This is a genomic window from Frateuria sp. sgz306004, from assembly GCF_057750885.1.
The window spans coordinates 415,665-435,382 of the sequence record NZ_JBYLFE010000001.1 but is presented as its reverse complement, the minus strand read 5'-3'; the positions used below and the strand labels follow the sequence as shown (position 1 = coordinate 435,382).

Below are 19,718 nucleotides of genomic sequence, written 5' to 3'. Positions count from 1 at the left end.
TTTTATCGACGATTTTACCCGTCGAAGGCCCTACCGCCTTCCCCGGTTCACAGACGAGGCATCCCCTGTTGATGCCATGTCGAGCGACACCGTCGCAACCATCGGTGCCGGCAGTGTTTGGATACTAGCCGAGCGTCCGATGGCTGCGCAATGCGTAAACGGCAACGGAGTAAGTTCCGTTGACGTGCGTCAGACCAGCGTCAGGAACCCAGTCGCGCTTCGATCCAGGCCGGCAGGCCAGCCAGGATGCCCGGTAGCGCGGCGCTATCGGTGCCGCCGCCCTGGGCCATGTCCGGACGCCCGCCGCCCTTGCCGTCGATCTGGCTGGCCACATGCGCGACCACCTCGCCGGCCTTGACCCGGCCAAGCGCCTTGCCGTTCACGCCAGCGACCAGCGATACACGGCCCTCGGCCGCGCCAGCCAGCACAATCACGCAATCGGCCATCTGCTGCTTGAGCTGGTCCATGCTGTCGCGCAACGCCTTGGCGTCCAAGCCTTCCAGACGGGCGGCCACGACCTTGATGCCATCGATTTCGTGGGCCGTCGAGGCAAGATCGGCGGTGGCCGAGCCGGCGGCCTTGGCGCGCAACGATTCCAGCTCGCGCTCCAGCTTCTTCTGCTTGTCGAACAGCTGGCGCAGCTTCTCCACGGCGTCATCACCATGGGCAGACAACAGTTGCGAGAACTCGCCCAGGCGGCGTTCTTCGTCCGCCACGTAGGCCAGCGCGCCCGCACCTGTAACAGCTTCGATACGGCGCACGCCCGAGGCCACGCCCGCTTCGCTGATGATCTTGAACAGGCCAATGTCACCGGTACGGTTCACGTGGGTGCCACCGCACAACTCGGTGGAGAAGCCGCCCATCTTGAGCACGCGCACTTCATCGCCATACTTCTCGCCGAACAGCGCCATGGCGCCGAACTCGATGGCTTCGTTGTAACCCATGTGATGCACTTCGGCGGCCTCGTTGCGGCGCACCTCGGCATTCACCAGCGCCTCGATCTCGCGCAGTTCCTCAGCGCTCATCGGCTTGAAGTGCGCAAAGTCGAAACGTAGACGTTCCGGCGCGACCAGCGAGCCCTTCTGCGTCACATGCTCGCCTAGCACCTTGCGCAAGGCCGCGTGCAGCAAATGGGTGGCCGAATGATTGAGCACGATGGCCTGGCGGCGGCTGCCATCGACGCTCGCATCGACCGTGTCGCCCACGCGCAACGCCTGCTTGCCCTGCCAGCGGCCAGCATGCCCGAAGAACACACCGCCCATCTTGAGCGTGTCCGCCACGGCGAACGCGCCGGCCGTGCTCTGCAATGCTCCCGTGTCGCCCACCTGGCCGCCGGACTCAGCGTAGAACGGGGTACGATCGAGGATGACGAGACCTTCCTCGCCCTCCTCCAGCTGATCGAACTGCTTGCCCGCGCGCACGATGCCCACGACCTTGCCGCCCTGCGCATTGAGTGCCTCGTAGCCCAGGAACACGGTCGGCGCCAGCTGGCTGGCCAGCTCGGCCGGCATCTGGCCCTTGGCTTCGAACTTGCCGCCTTCGCGGCTGCGCTCCTGCTGCTCCTTCATGGCCAGCTCGAAGCCGTCCATATCCACCGTCATGCCGCGCTCGCGTGCAATGTCGGCGGTCAGGTCGACCGGGAAGCCATAGGTGTCGTACAGGCGGAACGCGTCGGCGCCGGGAATGCTGCCGCTGGACTTGGCGGCCACCGCGTCGAACAGGCGCATGCCGTTCTCCAGCGTTTCGCCAAAGCGGCGCTCTTCGGTACGCAGCGCGTCCTCGACGAAGGCCTGCTTCTGCGCCAGCTCTGGATAGGCCACGCCCATTTCTTCCACCAGCGGCTGCACCATCTTCCAGAAGAAATCGCCGCGCACGCCCAGCATCCAGCCGTGACGCAGCGCGCGACGGATGATGCGGCGAAGCACGTAACCACGGCCTTCGTTGGACGGCAGCACGCCGTCGACAATAAGGAAAGAGCACGCGCGAATATGGTCGGCGATCACGCGCAGCGACTTGTTGGCCAGATCCTTGGTGCCGGTAAGCTCGGCGGCCACCTGGATCAAGTGCTGGAACAGGTCGATCTCGTAGTTGGAATGCACGTGCTGCAGCACGGCGGCCAGGCGCTCCAGGCCCATGCCGGTATCCACGCACGGCGCGGGCAGCGGCGACAGCGTGCCGTCGGGAGCGCGGTCAAACTGCATGAACACCAGGTTCCAGATTTCGATGTAGCGATCGCCGTCTTCGTCGGGCGAGCCCGGCGGACCACCGGCAATGTCCTCGCCATGGTCGAAGAAGATCTCGGTGCACGGGCCGCAGGGGCCGGTATCGGCCATCTGCCAGAAGTTGTCCGATGCGTACGGCGCGCCCTTGTTGTCGCCAATGCGCACGATGCGCTCGGCCGGCACGCCCACTTCCTTGTTCCAGATGTCGAAGGCCTCGTCATCGGTGTGATAGACGGTGACCCAGAGCTTTTCCTTGGGCAGCTTGAACACGCCCGTCAGCAATTCCCAGGCGTAGGCAATGGCGTCGCGCTTGAAGTAGTCGCCAAACGACCAGTTGCCGAGCATTTCGAAGAACGTATGGTGGCGCGCGGTGTAGCCGACCGAATCGAGGTCGTTGTGCTTGCCACCGGCACGCAGGCAGCGCTGCACGTCGGCCGCGCGCACGTAGGGCAGCTTTTCGCTGCCCAGGAACACGTTCTTGAACTGCACCATGCCCGAGTTGGTGAACAGCAGCGTGGGATCGCTGGCCGGCACCAGGGAACTGGACGGGACGATGGTGTGCCCTTTCGAGCGGAAATAGTCGAGGAAAGTCGAGCGGATTTCGGCAGTTTTCATGCGGTTGGGGACGACCAGTACGAGAAGGCCACGCCCGGACCGCACCGCCGCGATCAGTCAGTCTCGTCGGCAGCGTCGTCCACCTCAGCGTGGGTAACACTCCGTACTGTGGCGGCGGGAAAGCCCCGACGCAAGAGAAATTGCGCCCGGCGGGCCTTTTCCGCCGGATCGGCGGCGGGTTTTCCGCCAAAACGGCGCCGCAACTGGTCGGCGGCATTCTTGGCCCAGTCCACTTCGGCCTCTTCCAGCACCGCCCGAATGCGGGCCTCGGGCAGGCCGTGACTCTTAAGTTCTGCCCGCAGGCGCATGGGGCCGTAGCCCTGGGCCACGCGGCTGCGCACCAATGCTTCGGCGAAGCGGTCGTCGTCCTGATAGTGCTGGGCGCCCAGGCGATCCAGGGCGTCACCCGCCTCATCGCCGTCATAACCGCCCTGGCGCAGCTTGAGCTTCAGCTCGCGCCGGGAATGCTCGCGGCGCGCCAGCAATCCCAACGCCTTGTTATAGGCGCTAGGTTTTGCTTTACGGGAGTCACGGTCGTCTGCGCTCACCTTGAAAATCACCTGTCGTGCGAGGAATGGACCAGGGGGACGCAACGCCTGCCCTGATGCATGTCAATCATGGTCGGACGCAAATTCCCAAATATAGGGGGAGCCGTTACCCTTCCCGAGACCAAGCCGTGACCAAACACTTTCCGACCATCACCAAGGATATCTCCGCCCAACTGAAGACGCTCCGCGCGGATATCGCCGACACCATGCAAGGCTTCTCAGCCATGGCACATGCCGCCACCCGCGACGGAGCGCTGGACAAGAAGACCAAAGAACTCCTAGCGCTGGCCCTGGGCGTTGCAGCCCATTGCGATGGCTGCCTGGGTTTTCACGCCGAAGCGCTGGTGAAACTTGGCGCCACCAGGGCGGAAGTGGAGGAAGCGCTGGGCATGAGCATCTACATGGGAGGCGGACCGTCCCTCATGTACGCTGCCGATGCCCTGGCCGCCTTTGAACAATTTCGCGCCCTGGCGCAGCCGCAAACCTAAGCGCGCCGCCGCACCGAGCCCGTGGATCGCGCCGGTCGACCGGCGCGATCTCGTACCTCAGCTCTCTTCCACTGCCTCTTCGGAAACCGGCGTAGCCTTGCCACCGATGGTGAGCAGGCGTGCGCGCAGCTCGGCATCCACCTCGTTGGCGATAGCCGGGTTATCGCGCAGGAACTGGCGCACGTTCTCCTTGCCCTGACCGATGCGGTCACCCTTGTAGCTGTACCAGGCGCCGGACTTGTCGATCAGGTTCTGGGCGACGCCCAGCTCGATGATCTCACCTTCACGCGAGGAGCCTTCGCCGTAAAGGATCTCGAACTCGGCCTGACGGAACGGCGGCGCCACCTTGTTCTTCACCACCTTGACGCGGGTTTCCGAACCGATGACCTCTTCGCCCTTCTTCACCGCGCCGATGCGGCGGATGTCCAGGCGCACCGAGGCGTAGAACTTCAACGCGTTACCGCCCGTGGTGGTTTCCGGGCTGCCGAACATCACGCCGATCTTCATGCGGATCTGGTTGATGAAGATCACCAGGCAGTTGGACTTCTTGATGTTGGCGGTGAGTTTGCGCAGCGCCTGGCTCATCAGGCGAGCATGCAGGCCCACGTGGGAGTCACCCATTTCGCCTTCGATTTCGGCCTTGGGCGTGAGCGCGGCGACGGAGTCGACCACCACCACGTCCACAGCGCCCGAACGCACCAGCATGTCGGCGATTTCCAGCGCCTGTTCGCCGGTGTCGGGCTGCGACACCAGCAGATCGTCCACGTTGACGCCCAGCTTGGCGGCGTAGGACGGGTCCAGCGCGTGCTCGGCGTCGACGAAGGCCGCCGTGCCGCCGTTCTTCTGACAGTTGGCGATGACCTGCAGGGTCAGCGTGGTCTTACCCGAGGATTCCGGGCCGTAGATTTCAACGACACGGCCGCGCGGCAGGCCGCCCACGCCCAGCGCGATGTCCAGCCCCAGCGAGCCGGTGGAGACGGTTTCCACCACGTCGTCGGAGCGGTCGCCCAGGCGCATGACCGCGCCCTTGCCGAATTGCTTCTCGATCTGGCCGAGGGCGGAAGTGAGCGCACGGCGCTTGTTGTCATCCATCGTCTTGAATCCCGGAGTGGCAGTGAATGAAAGGCATGATGCCCGCGGGTAGTCTCACGGGCTGCGATCTCAGAAAAGCCAGTATCCCACACCCGTCAAGCCGGGCCGGGATACCCGGCGGCGGCTCAGTCGGTCAGGCTCTGCAGCACACCCTTGAGCGCCGCGGCCACCGTTTGCCGGCGCACTGCTTCGCGGTCGCCATCGAAATGGAAAAGCTTGGCATTGGCGTAGCCGCCGCGCCGCTTCCAGCCGATCCAGACCGTGCCCACCGGCTTGTCAGCCGTGCCGCCGCTGGGGCCGGCGATACCGGTAACGGCCACCGCCATGCCCGCGCCAAACCTGGCCAACGCGCCCGACACCATCTCCAGCGCCGTTTCCTCGCTGACCGCACCGGTGCGCTCCAGCGTGCGCGGATTGACGCCCAGCAGGGCTTCCTTGGCTTCGTAGCTGTACGTGACCACGCCAGCGTCGAACCAGGCCGAGCTGCCCGGCAGATCGGTCAGGGTCTTGGCGATCCAACCGCCGGTGCAGGACTCAGCCGTCACCATCATCAACCGCTTCTGCAGGGCGAGCTGGGCCACCTGCTCGGCGAGTTGCCTGAGTTCGGCATCGGAGGGAGAGCACGCGGTCATAAGGGAAAGCTCCTTGGGGAAGAGGTGCCAACCAGCACAAGTCGCCGGTTCTACCTGCAATGCTCCGCTACGCCAAGCCCCGATGTGCCCGAGCCACCGATGACCGCCTCGCTACTCAATGGCGCGCCCCGTGGTATCGCGTTGCGTCGTGACCTGCGCGCGCGGCCTGAACCGCCATGCGGCGAGCGCGCCGTACACGAGTGCCAAGGCGACCAGATTGAGCAATTGGGGCGCCACCTCGGACACACTGGCGCCCATCTGGTTGAGGCGCACCATCGCGTTGATGCCCGGCGTGGTCGGCAGCAGCTTGGCGATCCAGACCAACGGCGCGGGTGTCGCCTCCGCAGGCCATGACAAGTTGGCCAGAAAGAACATGGGCAGCGACAAAAACGTGATGAGCTGGAAGGGACGCTCGCGCGTGCGGAAAAAACTGCCCAGGAGCAGCGCCATCGCCACGACGGCCGCCACATAGAGAACCGCCGCGAGCAGCAGCCCGCCCAGGTTGCCGCCGCGCGGGTAGTCCTGAAACCACACCACGAAACCGTTGTAGTACAGCACCGAACACAGCCCCAGCGTGGCGAACGCCGCGGCGATGCCCGCCATCCCCGCGCGCGAGAAAGCCAAGCGCCCCATGCGTTCGCGACGCGTACCTGCCATCACCAGCATGCCGATCAACAAAGTCTGCTGCACGATGAGTTGCGCCACCCCTGGCACCACGGCACTGCCATAGCCTTCGCGCGTATTGAACAACGGGCGCTGCACCAGTTGAATCGGCGGTGGAGCGGGAGGCCCGGCGAACTGCGCCTGCTCGACAGCGGCTTGCCGCGCGAAGGCACCGGCGGCATCGGCCACGCCTTGCAGCACCTGGCTGGCACGCCCCAGGTAGGCGCCGCGTCCGAACAACGCCACGCCACCGCTACCGCCGCGCAGCACGTCATGCTGAAAGCCATCGGGTATCACCATCAAGCCTTCGGCATCGCCGCGTGCGAGCAAGGCTTCACCGGCATCCATCGAATCCACGGTGGCCGCCACGAACACGGCATTCACGGCGTCGATACGCCGACTCAGCGCCCGGCTTAGCGGGCTGTGGTCTTGGTCGACCACCACCACGGGAAAGTCCGAAGCCACCTGATGACGATAGGCGCTGGGATAGAAGAACGAGTAGATGATCACCGCCAGAATGAGCGTAACCACGGCATAACGATCGCGCAGCAGCGTGGCGAACGTTTCCCGGTAGGCATCGAAGAATGGGGTCATCGCAGGCCCCACGCCTTGGGATCGCGTGCCGCACGCGCATAAAGCCACCACCCTGCTGCCCCCGCCACCAGCACGAACAGCATGAGCGCGCCGAGTGGCCTGGCCGAGTCGGCGAGCGACGCATGCGCATCCAATTGCTGCGCCTGCAGGCGGAGGTAATACGTGTAGGGAAGTATCGCATTCCAGGCCCTGACGAAGGCGTTCGCGCCGATCACCGGAAAGGTGCCGGCGGAGAATGCCAACGAGGTACCTGCGTAGATACCCACCAGCGAGAGCGACGTGCCCATGTTGCGCGTAGCGCCCACCAGCAAGAGCGCAATGGCCGCATAGGCCAGCAGCATCAAGCCATAGCCCAGCACCAGCAGCCCCACATCGCCGTGTACGCCACCACCGCGCACGCCCGCCAACCACGCAAGCCCCAGCACCGCGTACAAGAGGAACAGCAGCATATAGGGTGCGACCTTGCCAACCACGGCCGACAACACGTGACCACCGCAGGCATCCATCCAGCTCGTCACCGTGGCGTCGCGCAATTCGCGCCCGAACGCCGCTGCCCACGCCAGCGTCGCCGCCAAGTGCAACATGGCCGGAAACAAGAGGCTCAACAGGAAATGTTCATAGCTGCGCGACGCATTCCCCAGCACGGATACCTGCACGCTGATGGGCGCTGCCCGCAACTTGCCCGGCCCGCGAATGGCGGCTGTCTGCTCTTTCGCCACTCGCTGGGTAAAGGCCTGCACCGTGGCCGAGATCTCGCGTGACGCCGCCTGCCCCGCGGTGAGGTAACTCGCGTTGTACCAGCCCAGTATCGTCGCACCATTGCGCACCAAGGCATCGCGCGACGTGTTTGGGCCCACCAAAACTACGGCGTAACTCTTTCCCTCCCGCACCAACGGCCAGGCGTCCAGCAAGGCGTCGCGCTGGTAGGCCACGTGCAACCCAGGGTTCTCGTCCAGCATGCGGATCAGTTCGCGGCTGAGCGCACTGCGCTCCTGGTCCACCACCACGATGGGCAACTTGCGCGGCACGCCCGCGCTGAAGAACCATGCGAACAGCGCCAGCGCGAGTAGCGGCATCCAGGTGACCAGCGCCAGATCCCAGCGATCCGTGCGCAAGTGCGCGCACTCGCGAGCGGCCGAACGCAGGAACGCCTGCCAGGGCGAGCGGGCCGGCTCGCTCAGTGCGGCGGCCATGGAAACAGCACACTCATGCCTGGGCGCAGCCCCTGGATTGCCTGCACCGGACGCACGCGCACCTCGAAACTCTTGACGTCGTAGCCCGAGGACTGTCGGGTGGCGCGCCACGTGGCGAAATCGCCAGCCGGATTGATGAAATAGACCTCGAACTCGGCGTCATCCAGTTTCAGCGCCGGGATGCTGCCGCGCAGACGATCGCCCATCTTGAGCGCGGAGAACTGATCCTCGCGAAGATTGAACGCCACCCAGGGGTGATCCACGTCGGTGAGCGCAAACACGGGATAGCCCGCCGGCACGAGTTCACCCACGGTGACCAGGCGCTTGCCCACTTCGCCAGCGGCCGGCGCGCGCCCTTGCACTTCGTCCTCGGCGGCCTGCACCTCGGCCACGGCGCCCTCGGCCTGCCCGACCTGTGCAGCGGCGGCGGCCTTGTCCTCGTCACGCGTGCCGGCGAGTGCCTGATCGTACTGCGCACGCGCGGCCTTGGCCTGCTCGGCCGCACTGATCGCCTGGGCCTGCGCCTCATCGCGATTCTGGCGAGTGACCACGCCTTCTCGATAGAGATTATCCAGGCGGGCGAAGGTGGCCTGCGCCAACTGATGGCCGGCCTGCGCGCGATTCCAATTGGACTCCAAGGCGCGCACGTCTTCCGCGCGAGGGCCGTTCTTTGCCTTTTCGTTGGTGGCCTGCGCGGCCGCCAGCACGGACGCGGCCTGTTGCCGCTTCGCTGCCACTTCGGGGCTGTCCAGCTCGAACAGCACCTGGCCTGGCGTCACGCGATCGCCTTCGTGCACGTGCAGTTTTTCCACGCGCGCGGTGATCTTGGCGGCCACGTTGATGCTGTCGGCATCGACCATGCCCTGCACGAGATCCGCCGGCTTGCGATAGGCCAGCCATAAGCCCAACGCGACGATGACGATGACCACCAACAGGGCGAGCAGGCCCAAGGGAGGCTTGCGCTCCTTTCCGGAGGCGGCCGGGGAAGAGGATGCGAGAGATGTTTGTTCGGGCATAGTTACCAGACCTTGTCCGCGCGACGGACATATTCGTCGTAACGCGCCGACTGACCGCTGATTTCCAGCAGCTTGGCCAGCGCCACGTCATAGGCATAAGCCGCCTGCAGGCGCTCCAGCTCCGCGCCGCCAAGGGCCATCTGTGCGTCGATGACATCCAGCGAGGTGGCACGCCCCTCGCGGAACGAGAGTTGCTGCAAGCGCAGGTTTTCCTTGGCCTGCGCGATGGAGCTTTCCAGCAGGGCGTACTGCTGCCGGGCGGTCTCCACGGCGTTCCATGCCTGCGTTACGCCAATGACCAGTTGGTTCTTCGCTTCCCGCAGACCCGCCTCGGCCTGCGCTTGCTGGTCGCGCGCGGCGCTGATCTGGCGTGGACGGTCGCGGCCAGAGAACAAGGTGTACTTGAGGCCAATGCCCCACACCCAATCCGGGTCGGTAATCAGCGCATCACGTCGATGCAGGTCATAGGTGCCGAACAAGAAAATCTGAGGTTTCAGTTCCGCCTGTGCTACACGCACACCGGCCGCCGCCTGTTCGCCCATGGCTTCAAGCCGGGCGATCTGCGGATGGTTGGCCAGCGCGGAATCCACATAGCCCTGACGAGCATCGAGCGGCCCTGCGATGACGAACAACGGCGTCGTGGGCTGCACCGGCGCATCCGAACGCAGCAACTGCGCGAGCGTGGTGGTGGCGGTATCGCGATCGTTGCTCGCCTTCTGGTACTCGCGCTCGGCACTGTCACGCGCCACCGTGGCCTGCAGGCGCTGCGCCTTGGTGGCGAAGCCTTCGCGTTCGAGCTTCTCCGCATTGGCGAGGTGCCCGTTCAGGCCATCGCGAACCTGCAGCCGCACGGCGAGCGCTTGCGTTGCCAGTTGCTCGCCAAAGTAGGCCTGCGCCAACTGCGTATTGATCGTGTCGGCCTGCTGATTGCGTTCGGCCGAGGCCTGGCGCGCAGCGGCGGCGGCGGCGTCCTGCGCGGCGGGGATCTTGCCGCCGGTATAAAGCGGCAGGGTTGCGGTCACCGACGGGCGAAAGCGCCAGTCCCGCTCCTCGAATCGCAAGGGGCTGGGAATGCCATACGCCTCGGCTACCGGCGCCAGCGAGCCCAGCGGCAGTTCCAGCGTTTTCTGAAACTGCAGGTAGTTGGCGTCCAGGGAAATGTCTGGAAGGCGCAAATGGCCACTGGCCTCGGACAAGGTCTCCTTGCCGCGCACGTTCGCATCCGCCGCCGCCAGGGCATCGGACACACCCATGAGCCGTTGTCGCGCATCGGTCAGCGAAAGGGGCACCGATGAAGGGCCTTGCGCATGCACGGACAGCACCGCGACCGCGCATGTCGCCAGCACCGCAAAACGCCCACCTGACTTGACCATCGCTCCCCTCTCACCCGCCAACCGGCCCGGCCTTACGGCTCTATTGGGCTCGAACGCGTAGGCTGCGGCAAGGGGAGGTCTGCGAAACGTGAAGACCTTGCTGGGTCGACCTACGCAACCCCAAGCTTCACCTGACAGGCGCTGTAGCGCCCAAGCGGCACCGACTCGCTTGGAAACACCTCATGCCCACTCAAGGCCCTGGTCCTCTGATGAAGCGACTTCTTGCTCGTCATTACTGCGAACCCAATAAATAGGGCCAGAGCAGGAGGTGCTTTTTAACAGCCGAAGGGCTGGTCATCCAGAGCCTCTTACGTTCAATTATTTACAGGCGCTGGATCCCAGCTTTCGCTGGGATGACGATCAAAATCGGAACATCCTGGGTTTCGGCCACTCATACCAGCGTCGTGGGCTACCATTCGGCGTTCGAGCCTTCGCCATGCCGACGGTCGATCCATGGCTCCGGCGCATCGCATGCGCCCCCAGGCTATCGAGGCCACTTCCGGACCAGGCACATGCCGCCTGACCGTCGCGGCTACCATTGCCCGCGACACTGGCGGTGGTTTCAGGACCCGGGCCAAGGCATTTCAAATAGTTAGGATTAGAACAACAACAACCCATGAGTTCTGAAAACTTCGAGTCCCACACCCCACTCATGCGCCAGTACCTGGCGGCCAAGGCCGAGCACCCGGATGTGCTGCTGTTCTTCCGCATGGGTGACTTCTACGAGTTGTTCTATGACGACGCGCGCAAGGCCGCGCGGTTGCTGGATATCACCCTGACCCAGCGCGGCCAGTCCGCCGGTCAGCCCATTCCGATGGCGGGCGTGCCGTACCACGCCCTGGAGAACTATCTGGCGCGCCTGGTGCGCCTGGGCGAGTCGGTGGCGATCTGCGAGCAGATCGGCGACCCGGCCACCTCCAAGGGTCCGGTGGAGCGCAAGGTCGTTCGCATCGTGACGCCGGGTACGGTCACCGACGCGGCCCTGCTGGAAGAGCGCCGCGACAACCTGCTGATGGCCATCAGCGCGGGTGCCCATGGCGCTTACGGCCTGGCCTGGGTGGATCTGGCCAGCGGCCGGTTCCTGCTCAGCGAAGTGCCTAGCGCCGAAGCGCTCGCCTCGGAGCTGGCTCGACTGCAGCCGGCCGAAACCCTGGTGGGCGAAGACGTGGCATGGCCCAAGTTCGTGACCACCCTGCCCGGCCTGCGCAAGCGTCCGCCGTGGCATTTCGATGGGGATGCGGCGCGCCGTGAGCTGAACCGCTTCTTCGGCACGCGCGACCTCGGCGGCTTTGGCGTGGATCGCATGCCGCTGGCCATCGCCGCTGGTGGCTGCCTGCTCGGCTATGTGGAAGAAACGCAGAAGAGCGCGCTGCCGCACCTCTCCGGCATGGCGGTGGAAAGCGCCGGCGACACCATCGCGCTGGACGCCGCCACCCGCCGCAACCTGGAGCTGGATACGCACCCCAGCGGCCGCACCGAGCACACCCTGCTGGGCGTGCTCGACGAGTCCGTGACGCCCATGGGTGCGCGCCTGCTGCGGCGCTGGCTCAATCGCCCGCTGCGCTCGCGCGAACTGCTGCGCGGCCGTCACCAGGCCATTGGCACCCTTATCGATCATCGCCAATACGAACCCTTGCGCGAACAGCTGCGCGGCATCGGCGACCTGGAGCGCATCCTGGCGCGCGTGGCGCTGCGCTCGGCACGTCCGCGCGATCTCTCCACCCTGCGCGATGGCCTTGCTGCGGCGCCGGCTCTGCGCACGCTGATCGAGCCACTCGACAGTCCCCTGCTGCACGGGTTGGTGAACCGCATCGGCGATCATGCCGATACGGCGGCCCTGCTGGCCCGCGCCGTGGTGCCGCAACCGCCGGTGCTCCAGCGCGACGGTGGCGTCATCGCCGATGGCTACGACGCGGAACTGGACGAACTCCGCCGCCTCGCCACCCACGCCGACCAGTACCTGGTGGAACTGGAAGAACGCGAAAAGGCCGCCAGCGGCATTCCCACGCTCAAGGTGGGCTACAACCGCGTGCACGGCTACTACATCGAAATCAGCAAGGGCCAGGCCGACAAGGCGCCCACGCACTACACGCGCCGCCAAACCACCAAGAACGCCGAGCGCTTCATCACCGAAGAACTGAAAACCTTCGAAGACAAAGTGCTCTCGGCCAAGGAGCGCTCGCTGATGCGCGAGCGCGCGCTGTACGAGGCGCTGCTCGACACGCTCACCAGCCAGCTCGAACCGCTCAAGCAGGCCGCTGCCGCCATGGCCGAGCTGGACGTGCTCGCCACACTGGCCGAGCGCGCCGCATCGCTGGACTGGAGCGCCCCCGAACTCACCGACGAACCCGGCATCGCCATCGAGCGCGGTCGCCACCCGGTGGTGGAAAAGGTGCGCGACGAACCCTTCGAGCCCAACGACCTCGCGCTCGACGACAGCCGCCGCATGCTGGTCATCACCGGCCCGAACATGGGCGGTAAATCCACCTACATGCGCCAGAACGCGCTGATCGTGCTGCTCGCGCATATCGGCAGTTATGTGCCTGCCTCGCGTGCAGTCATCGGCCCGATCGATCGCGTGTTCACCCGCATCGGCGCGGGCGACGACCTTTCGCGCGGCCAGTCCACCTTCATGGTGGAAATGAGCGAAACGGCCAACATCCTGCATAACGCCACCGAGCACAGCCTGGTGCTGATGGACGAAGTGGGTCGCGGCACCAGCACCTACGACGGCCTGGCGCTGGCGCGTGCGGCCGCGGTGCATCTGGCAGCCAGCAGCAAGTCCTACACGCTGTTCGCCACGCACTATTTCGAATTGACCGAACTGGCCAACGAGTTCCCCACCATCGCCAACGTGCACCTGGACGCTGTGGAATACGGCGAGCAGCTGGTGTTTATGCATGCGGTGAAGGAAGGCCCCGCCAACCGCAGCTTCGGCTTGCAGGTGGCGGCACTCGCCGGCTTGCCCAAGAGCGTGATTGCCGACGCACGACGCACGCTGGCCGAACTGGAACGCGGCATGTATCAGCAGGCCTCCGCCGCCAGCAGCAAGCCGCCCGTGCAGGATGCCTCGCCGCAACTGGGCCTGTTCGCCAGCGCGCCGTCGCCCGTGGAGCGGGCACTGGAAGGTATCGATCCCGATGCACTGTCGCCGCGCGAGGCGCTGGAAGCCCTTTATCGGCTCAAGGCCTTGGGGTGAGTGTGATCTTCGGCGCCGGGCACGCAGGTCTCTAGTGGGGATATTCGGAACGTCGTGCGTTGCCAATGGCTTCCAGCACAGCGCGCGACAGGTGATCGAGGTCAAGGATGACCTTGCCCGAATGCACGGCTTTCACCCCACTGGCCGGTATCACGAAATCGCCAGCATTCTCGATGTAGATCAAGAGCGCGTTTTCCTCCGGCAGCCAACGCCGCACGGAACCGATGCCGTCTTCGCCATCGGCCACGAATACCAGCGCGCCTTCCTCGATGGACTCTGCCACGTCGCTCTCCCGCCATGACCAGGGAGGTCGATGCTCCGTAAGCGGGTGTCGGGCCGGCGTGAATGGGCGGCGCTCCACCGCGCCCATAGCCCTGCGCTATGGCTACTATCGAAACAATCACTTTCCGCATGCGCACCGCTGCGCCTAGGCTTGAGCCCAGCCAGCCAACGCAAGCCGCCCTGGGGCATCCCCGATGCGTCAGTCAAGCAAAAGGCGGCGTCCATGAGACGCCGCCTTTTCGCAAAGGATCGAAGATCTCAGGCAGCCAGTTCCGGCCGCTTGTCGCCGCTGGCGTCCGGCGTGGCATTGGCCAGCATGGCGGGGATGTTTTCCACCGGTACGGGCAGTGAAACCACCTTGGCCGGCTCGCGTGCGGACAGGCGACCAAAACCCACCAGGCGATCGATGCTGCGCGCCACTTCGACATGACCGAACGGCTTGCTGATAAAGTCGTCCGCGCCAAAGCGCTGCACGTAGAACTGCTCGGTGGCCTGCTGGTTGCCGCTGATCATGACGATCGGCACATGCTGGGTAACCGGGTCGTGACGCAGCGCGCGCAGCACGGCAAAGCCGTTGATACCGGGCAATACGATGTCCAGGAAGATCAACTCCGGCCGCTCGGCACGGGCGATCTCCAGCGCGCTCTCGCCATCGGCGGCGCGCAGCACCTGATAACCATCCACCTCAAGCATGCGACCGAGAACGGCACGGATGGTCGCGGAGTCGTCCACCACCAATACTTTGGCGCCCTGTGTGGTCTTACGTGTACCGGATGCGGCTTGCCCCGGAACCGCGCTGCCCAGCAAACGCTTCAGGAATGCCATGCCTGTCATCGTCATCTCCCACATCAAGATCGTTGGCTATCTACGCGCCCGCGCAGACCGTCCGTGATGTTGATGCTCCCGCAGTTCGCCTACGGGTTCTGCGATGCGTGACTCACATGGAATCCTTAAGCCGTCGCAATTCTCGACGCGCCTGCTTGTCCGGCCGGGTGGGCGGCGCTATGGCGCCCACAAGCTTACGCTGAGCCTTCGCCGCCGCGCGGGCCGCTAGGCTGGCCTCGCTTTCACGGTACAGCGCCTGGGCCACGGGAGCTGGGCCACGCTGCTCGGACAACGCCAGCACCTCCACCTCCAGGCGCTCCTCGCCGCGACCGATGCGCAGCCGATCGCCCACGTGCACGGCCTTGGACGGCTTACAGCTGGCCTCATTGAGTTCGATCTTGCCGCCGTCGATGGCCTGCTTGGCCAGGCTGCGTGTCTTGAAGAAACGGGCAGCCCATAACCATACGTCGGCGCGCACGAACGCCTGGGGAGATGCTTGCGGTGATGACATAGGGTCTATTGTGGATCAAGAGTGCCCTCGCCCGCGCGCCCTTGGGGCGGGGCTGCGGCCTTAGATCGAAAGCGCCGTACCTTGATGAAACTGCATTTGCCAGCGTCCGTCGCGAAAGCGCCAGACAGAGCTGCGCAACGACTCCGCTGCGGGACGCTGCGCCGTGGCGACTCGGTGGGCGCGGTAGGTCACCAGGGCAACGTTGTCAGCCAACGAGGTCACCTGAAAGTCGCTCACCTCGCGCGGAGAGAAGGCCTCACCCCGCAAAGCCCCGATCACGGCATCGCGGGTCCACACCGTGCCCGACACCCCGAACTCGAAGAAATCCTCCGCGATCAACTGGCACAAGGCGGCTTCGTCGGCACGGATGTCCTGCCGATGGAGTTGGGTTTCCAGGTCGAACAGATGGGCGGTGAGGTCCATGGCAACTCCCTACTGACTCATCATCCACAGATTGCCCAAGGGAATCGTCGCCAGCGAGAGGACGATGCCGGCTCCAAGAATCGTGTTGGCCAGCGAGGGTTCCAACTTATGCTCATCCGCGAGGATGGCGGCGGAAATCATCGGCGCCATCGCGGCCTGCAACACGCCAACGGTCAAGGTGAGGCCACCCACGCCCGCCGCACGGCCGAGCAGCCAGGCGGCAAGCGGTGCCAAGGCCAGCTTCCAGCCCAGGCCCAGCAACAAGGCCGGCCATTGCCGCTCACCCAGGTGAAACTTGAACTGCAGGCCCACGGAAAACAAAGCCAATGGCGTGAGGGTGGCGCCGATGGGCGTAAGCACATCGTCCACGGGCGCCGGCCAGCCGCCCAGCGCGCCCACCGCGCCGCCCACGATCAGCGCCACGAAGGCGGGAAAGGTGAGAATGCGGCGCGCGATCATGCCCGCCTGTGGCTTGCGCCCGGCGTACAGCGAGGCCACCGCCACACCCGCTGACGACAGCAGCGGAAAGCAGCCCAACTGATCCGCTACCACCGCCAGGGCCAGGCCCTCCTTGCCATGCAGGGCCTGCATCATCGGATAGCCCATGAAGGAGGTATTGCCCAGGCCGCACACCAAGGTGAGCGCGCCGACGCGCTCGCGCGACCAGCCCAGCCAGCGGCCAAGCGCGGCGAACAACGCCCATGCGCCGAAGAACACCACCCACATCGCGGCTACGGGAAACCACAGCTGGGTGTCGATGCGTACCTTGGGCACCAGGGCCAGCACCAGCGCCGGCAAGGCGATGCGGATCACCCACCAGTTGATGCCATGAACGATGCCCGACGGCGGCTTGGCAAAGCGCGCCACCAGCGCACCCAGCAACAGGCAGGTAAAAAGCAGCAGCAAGGCGCTCATGGGTATCCCACAAAAAGAACGACCGCAGTATAGCGGCCGTTCTCATCAACCCTTTGAGGGCTTGCCGTGCTTACCCAACGATCAGGCGATTCAGACGCTGCACGAAGGCAGCCGGGTCCGGCAACTGCGCACCCGCAGCGATCTCGGCCTGTTCCAGCAACAGGTTGGCGAGGTCCGCCGACTTGGCCGGATCGTTCTCTTGCTGCACGCGCTGCAACAACGGGTGCTGCGGATTGATCTCCAGCGTGGGCTTGCTGTCGGGCATGTCGTGGCCCGCTTCGCGCAGCAGACGCGCCAGGTGCGGGGCCATGTCGTAATCGGACAAGGCCAGGCAGGACGGCGAATCGGTCAGGCGTGCCGATACACGTACGTCGCTCACGCGATCGCCCAGCAACGCCTTGAGCTTGGCGAGCAGCGGCTCGGCGGCCTTGCTGGCCTCTTCCTGCTGCTTCTTGTCCGCTTCGTCCAGCGGCAGCTCGCCCTTGGCGACGTTACGCAGCTTTTTGCCGGCATACTCGTGCAAGCTGTTGAGCATCCATTCGTCGATGCGGTCGAACATCAACAGCACTTCGATGCCCTTGGCCTTGAAGGCCTCCAACTGGGGGCTGCCTGCCGCTGCGGCGTAACCGTCAGCGGTGATGAACCAGATGGTGTCCTGGCCCACGGCCATGCGACCGACGTAATCATCCAGCGACACGGTCTGCTTGGCGCCGTCGCCCTTGGTGGAGGCAAAGCGCAACAGCTTGGCGATGCGCTCGCGATTGGCGGCGTCCTCGGCGATGCCTTCCTTCAGCGTGTTGCCGAAGGCCTTGTAGAAGGTGGCGAACTTTTCCGGCTCGTCGCGCGCCAGCTTTTCGATCAGGTCCAGCACGCGCTTGATACAGGCGGCGCGGATGCGCTCCAACTGGCGGTTGTGCTGCAGGATCTCGCGGCTCACGTTGAGCGGCAGGTCATCCGAATCCACCACGCCGCGCACGAAACGCAGGTAGTTGGGCAGCAGCTCTTCCGCTGCATCCATGATGAAGACGCGCTTGATGTAGAGCTTGAGGCCCTTGCGCTCGTCGCGGCCGCCCATCATCAGGTCGAACGGCGGCTGCTCGGGGATGTACAGCAGCGTGGTGAAACTCTGGCTACCTTCCACGCGATTGTGCGTCCAGGCCAACGCATCGTTGAAATCGTGGCCCAGCGATTTGTAGAAGCTCTGATAGTCCTCGTCGCTGATTTCATTGCGCGGCTTGGCCCACAGTGCCGAGGCGTCGTTGACGGTTTCCCACTCGTCGGTGGGCGCGCCGTCCTTGTCCTTGGGACAACGGATCGGAAACGCCACGTGGTCCGAATACTTGCGGATCAGCGAGCGCAGCTCCCAACCCTTGAGGAACTCGTCCTCATCGGCCTTCAAATGCAGGACCACCGCCGTGCCGCGCTCGGGCAGGTCGACCTGGGCGAGGCTGTACTCGCCCTTGCCGTCGCTTTCCCAGCGCACGCCCTCGCCTTCCGGCAGATCGGCGCGACGACTGAACACCGTCACGCGATCGGCCACCACGAAGGCGGAGTAGAAACCCACGCCGAATTGGCCAATGAGGCGGGCGTCGGTCTTCTGTTCGGCGCTCATGGCCTCCAGGAAGCGGCGCGTGCCGGAGCTGGCGATGGTGCCGATATTGGCGACCACCTCGTCGCGACTCATGCCAATGCCATTGTCGCGTACGGTGACGGTGCGGGCGTTCTCGTCCCAGCTCACGTCGATGTGCAGCTCGCCTTCACCGGAGAGCAGCTCGGGCTTGGCCAACGACTCGAAACGCAGCTTGTCGCAGGCGTCGGAGGCGTTTGAGATCAACTCGCGCAGGAAAATTTCCTTGTGCGAATACAGCGAATGCGTGACCAGATGCAGGACCTGGGCGACTTCGGCTTCGAATTTACGGGTTTCGGGCGCGGCGTTCGTCATACGGAAAGACTCTTGCAGAGATCAGACAAGGTACGGAGACATACAAAGGGGCCGACGGATCGGCCCCTGAGGCTACCCGCCCTCGTTGGGAGGGCGGGTGAAATTCAAGCAGCCGAAGCGCTCTGCAGCGCGGCGATGCGCTCTTCCAGCGGCGGGTGGCTCATGAACAGGCGCTTGAAGCCCGAGGCCAGGTGACCGGAGATGCCGAAGGCGGCAATGGTCTGCGGCAGCGTGCTTTCACCGTGCTGCACCTGCAGACGCTGCAGGGCCGAGATCATGGCGCCACGACCGGCCAGCTTGGCACCGGCGGCATCCGCACGGAATTCGCGCCAACGCGAAAAGGCCATCACGATCATGGAGGCGAACAGGCCAAAGATGACCTGCAGCACCATCACCGACACGAAGTAACCGATGCCGGTGCCTTCACGGTTGTCGCGACCGCCGGAAAGCCAGCTGTCCACCAGGCGACCCACCACGCGGGCGGCCACGATCACGAGGGTGTTGAGCACGCCCTGGATCAAGGTGAGCGTGACCATGTCGCCGTTGGCGACGTGACCGATCTCGTGGCCAAGCACAGCCGACACCTGCTCGCGATCCATCTGCTGCAACAGGCCGGTGCTCACTGCCACCAGCGAGCTGTTCTTGGTCATGCCGGTGGCGAAGGCGTTCATTTCCGGGGCGTCGTAGATCGCCACCTCCGGCATGCCGATGCCGGCGTTCTGCGCATGGCGGCGAACGGTTTCCACCAGCCAGCGCTCGGCTTCGTTCTGGGGCTGGTCGATGACGCGGGCGCCCGTGGACATCTTCGCCATCCATTTGGACATGGCCAGCGAGATGAAGGCGCCACCCATGCCGATTACGGCAGCGTAGGCCAGCAGGTTGCCCATGCCGCCGTAACCTCGGGCAGCGGCCCACTGATCGATGCCAAACAGATGGCACACGATGCTCAGCAGGAACAGGACGGCGATATTGGTAAGCAGGAACAATACGATGCGACGCATGGCTGTCTCTCGGGCAGTCATGAAAGGGATAGACGCGGCGGCTGCCGCTGATCAAGGATCGTGGCGAAACCTTGCGGTTTCAAGGGCCGCGCGACGGTTTTGGCGTAGCCGTTTTCGAACGCTTTAGGGAAGGTCTGATTAATCGACTTTTTGTTCGTCATTCCTGCGAAAGCAGGAGGTGCTT

At 64.9% G+C, this 19,718-nt stretch carries 17 protein-coding genes; 2 read left to right on the top strand and 15 right to left on the bottom strand.

All coding sequences use genetic code 11. The features are described from left to right. Positions 1–200: 200 nt before the first annotated feature. Both alaS and AC3G2C_RS02075 read right to left on the bottom strand, forming a co-directional pair. Complete coding sequence (gene alaS / locus AC3G2C_RS02080) at positions 201–2,837, bottom strand: alanine--tRNA ligase (RefSeq protein WP_488382945.1); 2,637 nt, start codon at positions 2,835–2,837, stop codon at positions 201–203. A 53-nt stretch (positions 2,838–2,890) separates the two neighbouring features. Further along, positions 2,891–3,385 carry a regulatory protein RecX gene (locus tag AC3G2C_RS02075; RefSeq protein WP_488382944.1) on the bottom strand — a complete coding sequence of 165 codons (495 nt, stop codon included), beginning with the start codon at positions 3,383–3,385 and terminating at the stop codon, positions 2,891–2,893. 128 nt (positions 3,386–3,513) lie between these two features. Between AC3G2C_RS02075 and AC3G2C_RS02070 the strand changes: the two genes are divergently transcribed. After that, positions 3,514–3,873, top strand: coding sequence for a carboxymuconolactone decarboxylase family protein (locus tag AC3G2C_RS02070; RefSeq protein WP_488382943.1), 360 nt, complete (start codon positions 3,514–3,516; stop codon positions 3,871–3,873). Positions 3,874–3,930: 57 nt separating this feature from the next. On the opposite strand, the gene recA is transcribed toward AC3G2C_RS02070, so the two are convergent. The 6 genes from recA to AC3G2C_RS02040 form a co-directional block, all read right to left on the bottom strand. Beyond that, complete coding sequence (gene recA / locus AC3G2C_RS02065) at positions 3,931–4,965, bottom strand: recombinase RecA (protein ID WP_488382942.1); 1,035 nt, start codon at positions 4,963–4,965, stop codon at positions 3,931–3,933. 125 nt (positions 4,966–5,090) lie between these two features. Next, positions 5,091–5,597, bottom strand: coding sequence for a CinA family protein (locus AC3G2C_RS02060; RefSeq protein ID WP_488382941.1), 507 nt, complete (start codon positions 5,595–5,597; stop codon positions 5,091–5,093). 111 nt (positions 5,598–5,708) lie between these two features. After that, positions 5,709–6,854, bottom strand: coding sequence for an ABC transporter permease (locus AC3G2C_RS02055; protein ID WP_488382940.1), 1,146 nt, complete (start codon positions 6,852–6,854; stop codon positions 5,709–5,711). After that, positions 6,851–8,047: an ABC transporter permease gene (locus tag AC3G2C_RS02050; protein WP_488382939.1), complete on the bottom strand. Its 1,197-nt coding sequence runs from the start codon at positions 8,045–8,047 to the stop codon at positions 6,851–6,853. The genes AC3G2C_RS02055 and AC3G2C_RS02050 overlap by 4 nt, the downstream gene beginning before the upstream one ends. After that, a complete protein-coding gene (locus AC3G2C_RS02045; RefSeq protein ID WP_488382938.1) occupies positions 8,032–8,997 on the bottom strand; it encodes an HlyD family secretion protein in 966 nt (321 codons plus the stop codon). Before AC3G2C_RS02045 ends, AC3G2C_RS02050 begins: the two co-directional genes overlap by 16 nt. A gap of 68 nt (positions 8,998–9,065) precedes the next feature. After that, entirely contained in the window at positions 9,066–10,436 is a 1,371-nt protein-coding gene (locus AC3G2C_RS02040; RefSeq protein WP_488382937.1) for a TolC family protein, read from the bottom strand. A gap of 616 nt (positions 10,437–11,052) precedes the next feature. On the opposite strand from AC3G2C_RS02040, the gene mutS reads away from it, so the two are divergent. Continuing rightward, positions 11,053–13,635: a DNA mismatch repair protein MutS gene (mutS, locus tag AC3G2C_RS02035; RefSeq protein WP_488382936.1), complete on the top strand. Its 2,583-nt coding sequence runs from the start codon at positions 11,053–11,055 to the stop codon at positions 13,633–13,635. 31 nt (positions 13,636–13,666) lie between these two features. On the opposite strand, the gene AC3G2C_RS02030 is transcribed toward mutS, so the two are convergent. The 7 genes from AC3G2C_RS02030 to htpX all read right to left on the bottom strand — a co-directional run bounded on the left by AC3G2C_RS02030 (position 13,667) and on the right by htpX (position 19,534). Further along, positions 13,667–13,918 carry a hypothetical protein gene (locus tag AC3G2C_RS02030; RefSeq protein WP_488382935.1) on the bottom strand — a complete coding sequence of 84 codons (252 nt, stop codon included), beginning with the start codon at positions 13,916–13,918 and terminating at the stop codon, positions 13,667–13,669. A 257-nt stretch (positions 13,919–14,175) separates the two neighbouring features. Beyond that, positions 14,176–14,751 (bottom strand): response regulator, encoded by a 576-nt coding sequence (locus AC3G2C_RS02025; RefSeq protein WP_488382934.1) that lies wholly within the window; start codon positions 14,749–14,751, stop codon positions 14,176–14,178. Between the two features lie 103 nt (positions 14,752–14,854). Further along, a complete protein-coding gene (locus tag AC3G2C_RS02020) occupies positions 14,855–15,253 on the bottom strand; it encodes an RNA-binding S4 domain-containing protein (protein ID WP_488382933.1) in 399 nt (132 codons plus the stop codon). 60 nt (positions 15,254–15,313) lie between these two features. Then, complete coding sequence (locus AC3G2C_RS02015; protein WP_488382932.1) at positions 15,314–15,676, bottom strand: nuclear transport factor 2 family protein; 363 nt, start codon at positions 15,674–15,676, stop codon at positions 15,314–15,316. A gap of 9 nt (positions 15,677–15,685) precedes the next feature. After that, positions 15,686–16,591 carry an AEC family transporter gene (locus AC3G2C_RS02010; protein ID WP_488382931.1) on the bottom strand — a complete coding sequence of 302 codons (906 nt, stop codon included), beginning with the start codon at positions 16,589–16,591 and terminating at the stop codon, positions 15,686–15,688. A gap of 70 nt (positions 16,592–16,661) precedes the next feature. Further along, positions 16,662–18,533, bottom strand: coding sequence for a molecular chaperone HtpG (htpG, locus tag AC3G2C_RS02005; RefSeq protein WP_488382930.1), 1,872 nt, complete (start codon positions 18,531–18,533; stop codon positions 16,662–16,664). Positions 18,534–18,637: 104 nt separating this feature from the next. Beyond that, positions 18,638–19,534, bottom strand: a complete 897-nt coding sequence (htpX, locus tag AC3G2C_RS02000) for a protease HtpX (RefSeq protein WP_488382929.1) — start codon at positions 19,532–19,534, stop codon at positions 18,638–18,640. Positions 19,535–19,718: the final 184 nt, after the last annotated feature.